Below are 13,729 nucleotides of genomic sequence, written 5' to 3'. Positions count from 1 at the left end.
AAAATTTAATAATTGTTGTCCAGGATATCTTCCATCACCTGCCTGGCTTGTTTGGCGTTGCCGCTTTTGATGGCTTTATAAAGTGCCTCATGTAAATGATGGCTGATGGCAAAATGACTAATACTTTGGGTATCGCGTTTGGTGAAGAAGTCGCGGATCACTACGGTGAAGCTGCGGAACAGATCGGCCAGTACGTTGTTGCCGGATGCTTTGGCTACTGCGGTGTGAAAGGCGATATCAGCATCCAGGCATTGTTGGTACTGTTGTTCCAGGATGGCTTTTTTCCGTTGTTCCAGTTGGTGCTTGAGCTCATGGATGTCTTCTTTGGTGTGGTTTTCGGCGGCCAGCTTTACGATCTCATAGTCCAGCATGCGCCGTACCTGGTTAATTTCTTCGAAGTCGGCCCGGCGGAGGCGCTGGTCCAGCGATTCCGCTTTGATGGTTTCATTCACGAACGTGCCAGCTCCCTGCTGTACGCGGAGTATGCCAGACATGGCCAGCATTTTAATGGCTTCCCGGATGGTGGAGCGGCCAACCGCATATTGTACCATGAGTTCCGGTTCCGCCGGTATTTTTTGCCCGGGTTTATATTTCCCCTGGGAGATATCTTTCTGGATGGCGTTGATGACGCGATCGGATAATTTAGAGGTGGGTTCCATTTTCCTTGTTTTGCCATACAAAGGTATGATGTTTATTTAAACATCAGATGTTTAATTTTTAAACCCGGAAAAAATAAAAATGCAGCAAGCCGGAATAGACCCGGTTTGCTGCATTATCTTTTTTTATAAAGATGTAAAAAAAGAATTTGGGATAACTAACAAAAGAGGAAAGGCCGTATATATGCGATGTTAAGTTCAGGTGTAGGATGCCGGTTTTTCAATTATTCCATATGGCTCCTTTTTTTTGTTGAACTTGATGCAAAAATACAGTACAGTGGCGGATTACAGGTGTTTTGTAGATCTACAACGTGACTACAGGGGTGCAATTTTTATATCTACAAAACAACTACAAATAGTATTTTTGCCGGATGAACCATATCAGAAAGGGGCTGGTATTTTTGCTAGGTGCCATTGTTAGCCTGATAGCTACAACTACATTATCTGCCCAAACGGTGGCGGATTCATTGAAGCGGGTGTTAACTCAACCCGGGCTGACCGCAGAAGAGCAGGTATTAACAAGACTGAAATTAAGTCGTGCTTTACTGAGCTACGATCAGAAACAGGCGCTTGCTAACGCACAAGTTGCGTTATCGATGAGTCGTTCTATAAAGGATAGCAAATATGCTGCACAATGCCATTCATCGTTGGTGTCTCTGATGTTTGGCCAGGAAGAGGTGAAGAAAGTACAGCAGCAGCTGGACAGTGCTTTCCTGTTGGCAGAACAATCCGGTGATCCGTTTACCATGGAAAATGTATGGTACCGGAAAGGCTGGCTGGAGAACAGGATTGGCAAGCCACATGAGGCGGTGAAGAGTTTTCAGCAGGCATTGAAATATGGTGCAGGGCAGCCGGCAAACAGCCTGGAGACAAGTATCTTATATAATCTTTCTGCTGTTTATGCCGATTGGGATGACCTGGAGAACCAGTCGCGTTACGCATTTGCCACCCTGGAAGCAGCTAAGCGTTTTCCCGATCCGGATGATCAGTGTAATGCTTACCAGGCCGTAGCCAGTAGCTATGAACATCGCTTTACCAGCGATACCAGCGCCCGGCAGTTGCTGGATTCATCGTTATATTATAACCGTGCTGCCATCCAGTATTATCAGCAACATAAAAATCAGATCAGTTTTCCGAGCATATTGGGGTTGGTGGCGTTGAATACGGCGAACCTATATGCGGAATATTTTCCCCGTAGTTACCGGGATTCGGCGTTGAACTACCTGCACATTTCCCTGGAAATAGGTGTGGCCACCAATCAACAGGAAGTCATTGCCAGCAGCTATGGTATGATGAGTAACTTTGAAATGGAGGACGGGCATTATGACCGTGCATCCCATCTTTTAATGGGGGCGCTGGAAACCCTGCTGCGCTCTACTTCTCCCGATAATAATGTAATGGCGCATGTGATGGGCTCTTTATCGGAAGTATTTGAAAAGAAGGGAGATTTACGTGGAGCATTGGATTATTCGCGGGAGTATATTAAATATTATACGGCGGCTTTCAATGCAGAGAAAATGTCGATCGCTAAAAAGCTGGAAGCCCAGTATCAGTCGCAGCAAAGAGAGCAGGCACTAACCGCCTTACGGGAAAAAGCGGCCTTCAATAAAAAGCTGAATATCGTATATGTGATATTGATAGTTGCCTGTATACTGGCGCTGGTATTCCTTTTCCGCTCTTATCATTTCCGGTTGAAATCTACCATGCAACAGCAATCCTTGCTGGAAAAGGAAAAGCAGGATGCGGTGCTACAGGTGCGGTTGAAGGAAGAAGAAGCCAGGGCGCTGGCGTTGGAGAAGCAGGAAGCCGCGTTGCAGGCGCGTTTACAGGCGGAAGAAGCTGCGCGTTTACAGGCGGAACAGGAGCTGATGCAGGCGCAGAAAGAGCAACTGCAGAAAGACTTGCTGGCAGGGGCTTTACAGGTAGAGCAGAAAAATGAGCTGCTGCAAACCTTGCAGGAAAAGCTATCGGAGAAATCGGGTGACCGCAACCTGGTAGGGCAAATTACCCGCATGATAGATCAGCACCGTCGTATGGACGAAGATTTTGAAACGGCTAAAACAGAGCTGGAAAATATTCACCCGGAATTTTTCAGCCGCTTACAGGAGAAGGCCGGGAATAGCCTTACCAGGCTGGATTTGAAGCATTGTTCTTATATCTCTATGGGATTATCCACCAAAGAAATTTCTTCCAGGATGGGTGTGGCGCCTAAGAGTATCCTGATGTCGCGCTACCGGATTAAGCAAAAGCTGGGACTGGCCAAGGAAGAGGGGCTGGATGCTTACCTGATGAGTATTGTACATTAACATAAAAAGGAATGAGACTGGCTACAGTACAGCAGACAGTCTCATTCAAGGGGTTCACATCTGGGGCAGGTTTTTCATTAATCACGGAGGAAAACAAACTTGTTCTCAAACATTTTTCCTATCACAGGAATCGGTTGTTGTGCGTTGTTGTTGGCATTGATGATACCAAAGATCATGAACACCAGTGGCAATGCGCCTGCAATAGACAGTATTCCAGCCAGTGATGCCGGTAAAATTGAAATCACAATTCCTAATACCACTCCCCATGCGATGCTGGCAATGATCAGTCCCAGCGCCTGTTCCAGGTGATAATTAACCAGGGAACTTTTTTGCTCATTACGTTTTACATAAGCAATAATCCATCCTATCAGGGTGATATAAGCAATCATAGCCCATTGGTTTGCTTTCATAGTTGTTGTTGTTTTTGTGGTTTAACGATGTGGTGCAAATGTAGGAGGCGGAAATTGCAAAGACGGGAAACGGTGTACTACACGGTGTCTACACTACAGAAAATGGGCTACTACAAAATAACTACATCTCCTTTTATTTGTTATAAATCAATTGTTTACTTAGTTGTGATTTTTGTTATTTTATAAAGAAGCATACACAGCAGTCCCTCCCGGCGTGGCACAATGATTGATGCCCTGCTGGTATGAAAAAAGCAATTGTACCCTCCATGTTACAGGTAATTGGTTTAGGAATCGTGACCGGCATGCGTAGTGCCATGGGGCCCGCCTTCACCAGTTATGCCATGAACCAGCGCCCCTCCGACAAATTACGTCGGTCTCCTTTGGGCTTTATGCAGCAACCCACTACTGCGCGTGTATTGAAAACACTGGCTGCCGGTGAGCTGGTGGTGGATAAATCGCCGGGTGTCGGAAATCGTATAGCCGCCACCGGTATTGCCGGCAGAGCGTTGTCGGGTGCATTGGCAGGAGCAACTTTGTACCAGGCAAAAGGTGGCAAAGCATGGAAGGGCGGACTACTCGGCGCAGCGGTGGCTGTAGCAGCCGCCTATGCTTTTTTCTATTTGCGCCGGGAAGCAGGGCGTAAATTCAAGATAAAAGATGCAGCGTTAGGAGGCGTAGAAGACGCTATGGCATTAGGTATTGCGTCGGCATCGATTCGGAAATAATTATTTTTTGAGAGAAATATTTTTGCAGGTGTTGTTTTATTTAGGAAAAAAACTACATTTGCATCCCGTTGAAACGGTGCCTAATAGTATAATGGTAGTACGACAGATTTTGGTTCTGTTTGTCTTGGTTCGAATCCAGGTTGGGCAACAAAGAAAAGGACAAAGTGGAAGTGATTCCGTTTTGTCCTTTTTTGTTTGATGTATAATAATTGCAGGTATTTCTATTGTCTGCCGTCGCTGGTTATTAAAATCATGAAAAGATCATTCTGCATTAATTTTCATAGATTAATAAACTGAAACCTATTTAGTCCTAAAAACTCCTGTAATGCGACATACATGGCTTTTTTCCGTGTTTCTTTTTTTAGCAATCCCATTTGCACAAGCACAGCAAACTAACATCCAAATCCTTCCTGGGATCCGGATTCCTATTACTGATAGTGTGGTGAAAGCTCAACTGTTCAGCGATTTAAATGAGTTCCTCGCGCAGAAGAATAAACCGGTAGACAGCAACAGCCGCGTGGCGCCGGAATATGCACTGGAAACCGCCGTTTTACTCGATGAGTTGAAAGGCATTGAGAAAAGTGCTAAGTATAAGAACGATTATTTTTACCGTTGTTACCTGAACAATCTTACTACGCAAAGTGATGGCATTTTTTCTATCCAGTTTTCCTATAGAGCGGTGTATGACAGCATTCCTTTGCTGAAAGCTAGCTTTCACGTCCTGGCAAAGAAAATTGGAGATCACTATTACTTCCATTCACCACTATTACAACTGACAAAATCCTGGAAAACCAATAAAACAGGTAATGTTACTTTTCACTATAAGGACCGGCTAAATGAAAAACGAGCTACTGTGTACGTACAAAAGTTGAAATCTTTTGATGCAAAACTTGGACTTTCCGGCCATACCACGGAATTTTATAGTTGCGATGATTTCAATGAAGCACAGGCCATTACAGGACTGCAATACAAGGTCGATTACAGTGGCATCGCCTTCAACTCATTAAGCGCTTCTCATGGCAATAAAAGCATTTGCGTGGCAGGTGCAGATAACAAGGAAGGATTTAATGACGTTGATATTCATGATCTGTGGCACGACAGGTTACATAGCAAAGTATCAGCAGAGCGAATTAATCGCCCCGTGGATGAAGGATGCGCCTATTTATATGGTGGCAGCTGGGGCATTCCATGGCCAAAGATTATGGATATCATTAAACGTTATGCAGCGACACATCCGGACGCAAACTGGCTTAATATGTACAATGAATCATATAATTTTTCAGCAGATACCCAGCGTCCTTTGAGGGCTGATTTTGCGATCAATGCGTTGATCGTAAAAATGATTGAAGCGGAAAAAGGATTCCCGAAAGTCATGGAACTATTATGCTGTGGGAAGCTGGAAACAGGTAATGAAAACTATTTTCGCGCTTTGGTAAGAATAACCGGCATTACGAAAGAAAATTTTAACGCGAGCGTGAGGACGTTGATATTGAATGCCAAATAAAAGGAAGCATTAATAAGAAACCGCTACAAACATTGCCTGTAGCGGTTTCTTATTAAGCAGTAGTTTACCGGGAAACCTTGTTCTGAAGTCCGTCATTCAAAACAAAGTTTCCAGGCGGAATTAATGGGTTATTTTTTTTCTTCGTGATATTCCTGTTCTGTGTTAATAGACCAGATATTAGATTTGGTAACAATGCCGTTGGCAATATTGTCTACCGCTACCATGGCTGTTAACATTGAGTGATCGGAGTTATTGTATTTGTGCATACCATTGCGGCCTACCAGGAAAAGGTTTTCAAACGTATCAATATATGCTTTCAGTTCTTCGAAGCGTTCATAGGTACCCCAGTAGGCTGGATAGGTTTTTTCCATCCTGAGAACAGTGGCGTCCAGTACATCCGATTGCTGTGCCAGCCCGATTTTACAGAGTTCTGTGATGGCAGTTTGCCTGATTTGTTCGTCTGTCAGTTCCCAGAAATCATCGCCCTTATTACAGAAGTATTCCATCCCAACCCAGGTGGTATCGGGATCTTTCACCATGTAGGGACTCCAGTTGTTGAACAGTTGGAGGCGTCCTACTTTTACATCTTTTTCCTGTATATAAATCCAGGTATCTTTTAAAGATAATGGTTGATGCTGACCTGTTTTTTTATCTTCAAAGCTGAGGTTTTTTAGTAAGATACCGATGGTGATGAAGTCGCGGTAATGCAGTCCGGCCGCGATTTCCCGTACATTGGAAGGAACATTCGCTTCCAGGTCTGCTACCAGTTCTTTAATAGGCATGGTGGAGAAGAAGTAATCGCCTTCGAGGGTAACTACTTCGCCGGTGCTGCGGTCCAGCGCTTCAATAGAAACAATCTGATTGCCGGCTGTATGAATTTTCTTCACATCATGCTGCATGAGTACGGTGCCTCCTTTATTGATCACCTGGTGAGCCACTTCTTCCCAGAGTTGGCCAGGGCCATGTTTGGGATAGAGGAATTGTTCAATCAGGCTGGTTTCTACATTTTTTTGTTTGAGATCTTTCGGTTTACCTGCGTCGATAGCAGATTTCACGGCATGTGCAATGGCTTTACCGATGGAGATCCCTTTGATTCTTTGTGCCCCCCATTCTGCAGAAATAGCGCTGCAGGAAATACCCCATACTTTTTCTGTATAGTCTTTAAAGAAAAGGTGGTAGAGGGTTTTGCCGAAACGGTTGATCATGAAATCTTCGAGCGACTTTTCATTTTTCCTCGGGAATATTTGTGCCCACAGGTAAGAAAACATGATGCTGATGGTGGTGGCAAAGCCTAATTTTCTGAGGGTGTCAATGGAGAGTTGTATAGGGTACGTAAAAAATTTTTTCAGGAAATAGATACGTGACAGGCGTTGTCTCACCAGCATAATCAGGTCCGGGTCAGTAGCTACCAGCGTATCGGTGTTGTTATTGTTGTTGCGGGGCGCTTTTACTTCCCTGGTTTTCGATTGATAGCTGATAGAGAATATTTCCGCCGCTTCTTTGTCCAGCGGCATCATGTTCATCCACCAGTCCATTACGCGGTCGGATTTGGAGAAGAAACGGTGTCCTCCGATATCGATGCGATTACCTTTATAGTTGACTGTTTTGGAAATGCCACCGATATCTGTACTTTTTTCCAGTACTACCGGTATAATGCTGGTGCGCTGTAAGAGTTCATAGGCGGCGGTAAGCCCTGCAGGGCCGGCGCCGATGATGATAGCTTTCTTTTGCATGAGCGAATGAGGTTATTAAATAAGTGATTGCTGAGGTGAGCAGATGGTGGTAATCAGAATATTTGTCATAAAGCGTTGGAGAGGTATTCCCCGGATGTAAAAAAGGCGGTACCTATTGAACATTGGCATAGCAAAATGGTTTTATGCAGGTATTTCCGGTGAAGGAATTACCTGTTTTGAGGGTGTATATTTTTTGGGTTAGCAGCAGATGATGAGGGCTGCCTGCACTATACAAGTATAGGAGTAGTTACTGAAATGCGACAGCAGCATGGCTACTTTGGCAGCGGTTTAGAGCGCAGTGCCTATACGGTAAAGGATTTTATTTTTGTTAAATGAGTGGGCAGATGATCAGAACTTCCATTTGTAAAAATAGATGGGTGCATTTTTCCCTTCACTGATGGTAACATAACCATCATTAGCCGGTGTAATAGTGATGCCTTCTCCCTGTTTTTCCACTACATACGGCAGTATTTTCGCAGGTTTAGACATCGCTTCTTCTACACTTTCATTGGTGTTACGATGCCAGTAGTAGATAGTGGTTAATGTTTTGATAACAATGTGGTGGCCATCTTTAGAAATATCTCCCGAGGTAACCCAGGTATAAGGGAGCTTTATCAATTTTTCCAGCACAACTTTATCTCCGTCTTTAAAAAAGAGAGGACCGGCTTTATAAAGACTTACTTCTTTTTCCCTTTTGCTGATAATATAAATTTGTTTGCCGATAGGATCTATCATCAATGACTCCGCATCTCTGGCGCCATTCGGGAATTTCAGGGTGAGTACATCTGGTGTAACACTTTCTTTTTCTGCAGGCATTTTTCCCGGTTCAGGGAAACGATAAATGCGGATATGTTTGCGGATGCCGGAATTGTCGCCGATATCGCCTACGTATACATAATACTTTCCTTTTTCGGGCCCAATCCCTTCTGCAATATCTTCCCAGTCGCGGTTGCTTACTTCCTCCAGTTTGATGGTGCTGATCAGTGCACCTTTGTGATTGAGCAGATATACTTCCGGTTTATTCCCGCTATCATTATGCGTCCAATAGCAGCCCTTCAAAGGCACGCTGGAGGCAATACCTGACGCCTCCCGGATTTTATCTGTTTCAAGATGACCGAGTATATCGGGTGTTACTGTTTGGGCCGATGCAGTAGTAAACATTACACAAATTAGGGAAAGGAAAAGTAAACGCATATGTTAATTTACTGAAAACTGCGGGAATGGAAATTTTTTTTGGTGTTTTTCGTGGAGATGGGAAGGCAAGGGATAAATAGTCCGCTACGTTATAAGGAGACTTTATTCATCAGCAGTATACATTCCTTAAACGATATGGCGATAGGTTGCTGCTGATCTATATTCCTGAATATACCGGCTTTGTTTTTCAGGAAGCCGATGGTATGTCCGTTGTGCCGTGAGTCAGCAAAACCGATAAAGTGGCGGTCCCTGTTTTGGCGGTAAGCCTCCAGGATGCGATGAATGGGCCATATGACGTAAGTGTTGCCACTTATTGCCATATCGGAAAATCCATCCACCTGCAGATACAGTTCCATGAATTCTCCCGGGAACCGGAAATCCAACGCGTGTTCTGTTTCAATAATCATTTCTATCAGCGCACCTTTATTGAGTTCAATGCTATTGTTTTTCCATTGTTGAATAATGCTTTCTGTCCAACTATTCATAAACCCGGTTATTTTTTTTCTGTCACAACATACACTACTGATATAGGCGGCAATGTTACTTTAATGCCTCCGGAGATGGCTGCAGCACTGGCTTTGATGGCGTCATAGTTTTTTGGGCCACCGGCTGCACCTGTTGGGCCATTATCATTTACCAATACCTTACGACTAAACCCATTCACCGTTTCGCCGCCGGTGAGGGTGTACCAGTAGTACCTGTTACCGGGATTGAAGTTGCGATAGGCCAATTGCACATTCTTTGGTTCGCTGCCTTTATTCACCAGTACGGTGGCAATTTCTCCTGAGCTGAATGTGGAAGCGTAAGCGATGATACTGGTATCAGTAGCAGAGGCGTTGATAGCCCTGTCGCCCAACGTTTTTTGCAGGAAATACAGGTAATAGAAAGCTGGTCGGGGCTCCCAGCGTTGTTCACCGGAGGCCGTTTCGCCCTGGCTGAAAAGGCCGTGATCATTTCCATTATCCCAGGCATTGGCGAGGTTCCAGCGACTGGCCATACCGAATTTATTTTTAATCAGCTCTTCTAATACCAGTACGGCGTGTATGCCTGCTATCTGCGATACCATTTGTTGTGATCCGGTTGCAAAAATGTTCCATTCTGTCAGGGCCAGCGGTTTAGTGCTGACGCCGGCGGCTTGTGTGGATGCACTCACATGATCGGCCATTTTTTTTGTGACAGTAGCGGCAGTAGCCAGTATGTCCGGTGCTGTAGAATTGGTATTATACGGCGTATAATAGCTGTGTACAATATAAAAATCGGCTGCATTGGCTGCTTGTTGCAATACGCCACTGTTCCATGTTTTATCAGTAGTGGTGGCCCATGAAGCTGGCTCCGTTTCCAATAGTTGTACGCCGATGTAGATGGTTTTGCCAATATCGGCAGCGGCTTTGCGTAGTGAGTCGATGAATATTTTTGCGTGGCGCCCATAAAGGTCACCGGTTATCAGCAGGGGTTGTCCATCTTTATTTTGAGATGGATCTATGCGGTAGCCGGCTTGCCAGTTGCCGTTATTTTCATTTCCTATTTCCCAGTATCGGGTGCGACCGTTGTCGTAGCGCACCCAATCGGCTGCCAGGTGAGCTGCTGCTGCCACAGGGTTGGCACTGGTGCCGTACCTGGCGTAACTATAATTCAGGGTGATGATACCTTCGTTATTGGTTTGTTGCAACAGGCGGTAGTAGTTGTCGAGTGAGAGCGTCCGAACGTTGTTGTTATTTCCGTACCAGTAGCCGGCATTGGCCATGGTACCGTTCTTATCAGGGAGGTTGGCGGGTGCATCTGCCGGAGGGCTGCCGGGGGCGGCATTCCAGAAGTAGATGCTACTGATGTTACCTCCCGGAAAACGGATAATACCCGGATGTAGTTTGGTGATATGTTCCATCAATGTTGGTTCGGTAACTATCTGGGTCATATAGGGGTTGCTGTTGTTACCAAATAAAGCGGGTGAAATTTTTGTGATCACCGTAGAGGCGTCTACGTTAACAATGGCATTAACTGTTGTTGGTGGAGCCACGTTATTATATGCCGGGGCAGTGAACTTTTTGGCGGTCCATCTATCTGCAAAAAATCCTTCTGTTGCCGCTGTTACCGGGTCTGACGGTGTAACCACCGTGATAGTGGTATCTGGTTTATTGTTATTGCCGGTGGGAGAAGATTTTTTGCCACATGCACTTGTGGAGAAAAGTAACAGGCAGCTAAATACGCTATAACTTGCTTTTTTCATGTTGTCAGATTGCCCGGTTGATAAAGTACCGGGCGTGCGTGGAGCAACGCCCGGCATTAGTCATTATTTTATCTTAATGATTCTGAAGTTATCGTACGCCGCATTATACATGGCAATACCGGTAGCTTCCGCCATGAGGTGGTACGTGAAGGCTACTTTGCCATCTGGTTTCAGCAGGTCGCCGAGGGTTACAGCGTTGGCGCCGGTGCCTTCCTGGCCGTCGGCAGTTAGCCTAAAGTCGGATAGTTTAATGGTGACTGTTTGCCATTTGTTTTTGGTATCGAAAGTTTTGTCGGCGGCTGTTAACCAGGGCAGGTAGCGGAAGCAGTATTTATCGTTGAAGCGTAATATATTCACGCCTTCCGTCCATGGAGACTTGGTGTTGATTTCGAATTTCAGTGCGTAGTTTGAGGCGGCTTCTGTAGCTGCAGCCGGGGTAAACATAGACACGTCGTTGAAGTTGCCGGAACGGTTGCTGGTCCACCATTCATAGTCCCCGGCACCCAGGCCGCCGAAAATATGTTGTACATAACCTCCTCTTGTACCGGGGAAAAGTGTGGGATCTGTGCTAACAATTGCGCCCCAGCTCCAGTTATATACAGATGGCTCTCCGGGTTTACCATATTCTGTGAGGTTACTGATTACATCACCGCTGGCATGGTCATTTAAAGGCCCGTCAGACATCACGGTGCCAAACTTGGCTTGTATGGTAATGCGACCGGTATCAGTGCCTAAATCAGGCATCAGAAAGGCTATCCTGGTGCCTCCTTTATCGGCTGTAAAGGATGTTATTTCCCGGCCTCCTGGTAAGGTTATTTTATTTATCAACAGTAAACTGGAGCCGTAGATAATCAATGAATCACCGGGTAGTGCATTCTCGTTGGAAATAGCAGCAATCGACGGGGGCGGTATATCTAACACAAACGAATATACGGCTTCACCATGGTTGGTAACCACCCTGATCTGGTTGGGTACTTTGGGATCGGTTCCTTCTGTAGGTGCATTCCCCGGAATGGTGAGAATGATATGTGTGTTGGTATTATAAGTGGGATTTACATATGCATTCATGCCATTAAAGGAGATGCTGGTAACACCACCCAGATTTTGCCCCGTGATCAGGATCATTGTACCTGGTAAGGCTTTGGTGAAAGCGCTATCCTGGTGTGCAGAATCCAGCAGGCTAACTTTAGTGATCAGGGGTGGGCCGGATACATCATTATTTTTGGAACAGGCGAACAGCAGGCAAATCAGCACTGCGAACATGCCTGTGAGTAATGCGGGATGCTTTTTATATTGATTTAGCATATACATACATTTTGAAGATTAATAGGAATAAGGCACCGGAGGTTTTCTGAGATTAGGCGCTGCCGTTAGTTCTGCTGCCGGGTACGGTAGCAGGAAGTTGCTTTCTGTTACCGGGTATTGGGCTGGCTGATCGGAAGTGATGGTCCAGCTGGTAGCATTGGTTTCGGTGTTAGGTACAATCTTGTAAGTACCTTTGTCCTGTGCATTCACGAGGTCAATCGCTTTTTTCGGATTATAGTAGTGAAGGCGAAGCAGATCGTTCCAGGCTTGTCCTTCCATGGCCAGTTCCCTTCTTCTTTCCTTATACAAATCATCCCAGGTGATGGTATTATTTTCTGTAACACCAGCGCGTTTACGAATGGCGTTGAAATATTTCAATGCCTCTCCGTCAGCTGTGCTGGCGGCATTGCCCAGGATGGCTTCTGCGTAGAGCAGGTAAACATCCGCAAGGCGCAGCATGTAGGTGCTAATTTCTGTATGCTGTTGGGTAACTTTGCCGTCATTATCTTCCGGACGACCAACCACATATTTTTTTACCCATGCCCTGGTATTGTATTTTCCATCGCTGTTGCTACGTAAGGGTACCTGTAGTTCCTGTATGATTTTTTTACCCAGGTTGTTGGGATCATCTACGGATTGATGGATGTAGGAGTAATGATCTCCCGGAAACATAAAGGTGGCTTTACGTCTTTTGTCATTGGGAGAATACAGGTTCAGCTGATCTAATGAAGCACCGATATCAGCTCCCCAGCCATCCTGGAAGCCGGTGATTTCAGATCCATAGGCAAAGAAGGCCTGTACGCTGTTTTGTGTACCCCAGTCACCATCGTATTTCCATTGGAGGGCAAAGAGGCTTTCGGAGTTGTTATTGTTTTTTGTGAGGAAGAGGTCTTCGTAATTGGTCATTAATGCAGCGCCGCTGTTGGCGATTACATCTTTGGCGAACCATTTGGCGCTATCCAGGTCAGTTTGTTTGCGAGTGCCGTTGCCACCTAATCCTGCACGGGTGAGGTATATTTTCGCCAGCATACCTTCTGCTGCCCATTTGGTGAGGCGTCCTTTCTGAACAGGCGTAGCGGGCAAATTGGCTGCTGCAAAACGCATTTCCCGGATAATGAATCCCCATACGGATTCCACGGTGTTGCGCGTTACGGAAGTATCTGTGACCAACTTATAGTTATCTTCTATGACTGGTACCGGTCCCCAGTTTTGTACGAGGTAGGTGTAAGCGAGTCCGCGCATAAACCGTCCTTCAGCAATGGCCGTATTTTTCACATTTTGCGACACCGTTGCCGCCGTGTATTTAGTGACGTTGTTAATGGCCATATTGGATTGTGCTATCACGTTGAAGAAGGCACTCCAGGCGCTGTATACTTCCGGTGTTACATCAGTTGTTTGCATGCGGATATTGGCTACCTGGTAGGAGCCCGACATGAGTACACCGGCTCTGCCATCGCCGATGCCATTGGCGGCCTTATCGTTGTATGCAAACCATACAAGTCCATACAATGGAGCCGTGCTGGCCATTACCTGGTCGGATGTCTGAAAGAAGTTAACATCGACAATATTATCTTCCGGAGGTCTGTTTAAGAAGCTTTTACTACAGCTACCCAGCGTAGATAATAAGGTAAAAGCCATCAGGTATCTTTTATAAAAACGATTGTTCATAGTA

11 protein-coding genes and 1 tRNA gene are annotated in these 13,729 nt (G+C 45.5%); 4 read left to right on the top strand and 8 right to left on the bottom strand.

All coding sequences use genetic code 11. The features are described 5' to 3' along the window. Window positions 1-5: 5 nt before the first annotated feature. The gene (locus J7623_RS03965; RefSeq protein ID WP_291917371.1) at window positions 6-659 is read right to left on the bottom strand and encodes a FadR/GntR family transcriptional regulator; all 654 of its coding nucleotides are present in this window, start codon (window positions 657-659) and stop codon (window positions 6-8) included. Between the two features lie 368 nt (window positions 660-1,027). Here J7623_RS03965 and J7623_RS03960 point away from each other — a divergent pair, with 368 nt between their 5' ends. Beyond that, window positions 1,028-2,962, top strand: a complete 1,935-nt coding sequence (locus J7623_RS03960) for a LuxR C-terminal-related transcriptional regulator (protein ID WP_291917370.1) — start codon at window positions 1,028-1,030, stop codon at window positions 2,960-2,962. 77 nt (window positions 2,963-3,039) lie between these two features. On the opposite strand, the gene J7623_RS03955 is transcribed toward J7623_RS03960, so the two are convergent. Beyond that, window positions 3,040-3,372 (bottom strand): DUF4870 domain-containing protein, encoded by a 333-nt coding sequence (locus J7623_RS03955; RefSeq protein WP_291917369.1) that lies wholly within the window; start codon window positions 3,370-3,372, stop codon window positions 3,040-3,042. Window positions 3,373-3,614: 242 nt separating this feature from the next. Here J7623_RS03955 and J7623_RS03950 point away from each other — a divergent pair, with 242 nt between their 5' ends. The 3 genes from J7623_RS03950 to J7623_RS03940 all read left to right on the top strand — a co-directional run bounded on the left by J7623_RS03950 (window position 3,615) and on the right by J7623_RS03940 (window position 5,601). Beyond that, window positions 3,615-4,097 carry a DUF4126 family protein gene (locus tag J7623_RS03950; RefSeq protein WP_291917368.1) on the top strand — a complete coding sequence of 161 codons (483 nt, stop codon included), beginning with the start codon at window positions 3,615-3,617 and terminating at the stop codon, window positions 4,095-4,097. Window positions 4,098-4,174: 77 nt separating this feature from the next. Beyond that, window positions 4,175-4,245 (top strand) — tRNA-Gln (locus tag J7623_RS03945). A 291-nt stretch (window positions 4,246-4,536) separates the two neighbouring features. Beyond that, window positions 4,537-5,601, top strand: a complete 1,065-nt coding sequence (locus J7623_RS03940) for a hypothetical protein (RefSeq protein ID WP_291917366.1) — start codon at window positions 4,537-4,539, stop codon at window positions 5,599-5,601. A gap of 128 nt (window positions 5,602-5,729) precedes the next feature. Here J7623_RS03940 and J7623_RS03935 read toward each other — a convergent pair whose 3' ends face one another. The 6 genes from J7623_RS03935 to J7623_RS03910 form a co-directional block, all read right to left on the bottom strand. Continuing rightward, window positions 5,730-7,334, bottom strand: a complete 1,605-nt coding sequence (locus J7623_RS03935) for an NAD(P)/FAD-dependent oxidoreductase (protein ID WP_291917365.1) — start codon at window positions 7,332-7,334, stop codon at window positions 5,730-5,732. Window positions 7,335-7,682: 348 nt separating this feature from the next. Beyond that, window positions 7,683-8,495: a hypothetical protein gene (locus J7623_RS03930; protein WP_291917362.1), complete on the bottom strand. Its 813-nt coding sequence runs from the start codon at window positions 8,493-8,495 to the stop codon at window positions 7,683-7,685. A gap of 122 nt (window positions 8,496-8,617) precedes the next feature. After that, window positions 8,618-9,013, bottom strand: coding sequence for a hypothetical protein (locus J7623_RS03925; protein ID WP_291917360.1), 396 nt, complete (start codon window positions 9,011-9,013; stop codon window positions 8,618-8,620). A gap of 8 nt (window positions 9,014-9,021) precedes the next feature. After that, window positions 9,022-10,752, bottom strand: coding sequence for an alpha-L-arabinofuranosidase (locus tag J7623_RS03920; protein WP_291917358.1), 1,731 nt, complete (start codon window positions 10,750-10,752; stop codon window positions 9,022-9,024). Window positions 10,753-10,815: 63 nt separating this feature from the next. Continuing rightward, window positions 10,816-12,057 (bottom strand): glycan-binding surface protein, encoded by a 1,242-nt coding sequence (locus J7623_RS03915; RefSeq protein WP_291917356.1) that lies wholly within the window; start codon window positions 12,055-12,057, stop codon window positions 10,816-10,818. Window positions 12,058-12,075: 18 nt separating this feature from the next. After that, complete coding sequence (locus J7623_RS03910; RefSeq protein WP_291917354.1) at window positions 12,076-13,725, bottom strand: RagB/SusD family nutrient uptake outer membrane protein; 1,650 nt, start codon at window positions 13,723-13,725, stop codon at window positions 12,076-12,078. Window positions 13,726-13,729: the final 4 nt, after the last annotated feature.

It is taken from the genome of Chitinophaga sp. (assembly GCF_017745275.1).
Lineage (GTDB): Bacteria > Bacteroidota > Bacteroidia > Chitinophagales > Chitinophagaceae > Chitinophaga.
Note: the sequence above shows the minus strand (reverse complement) of the source record. Positions and strands in the feature narration are given on the sequence as shown.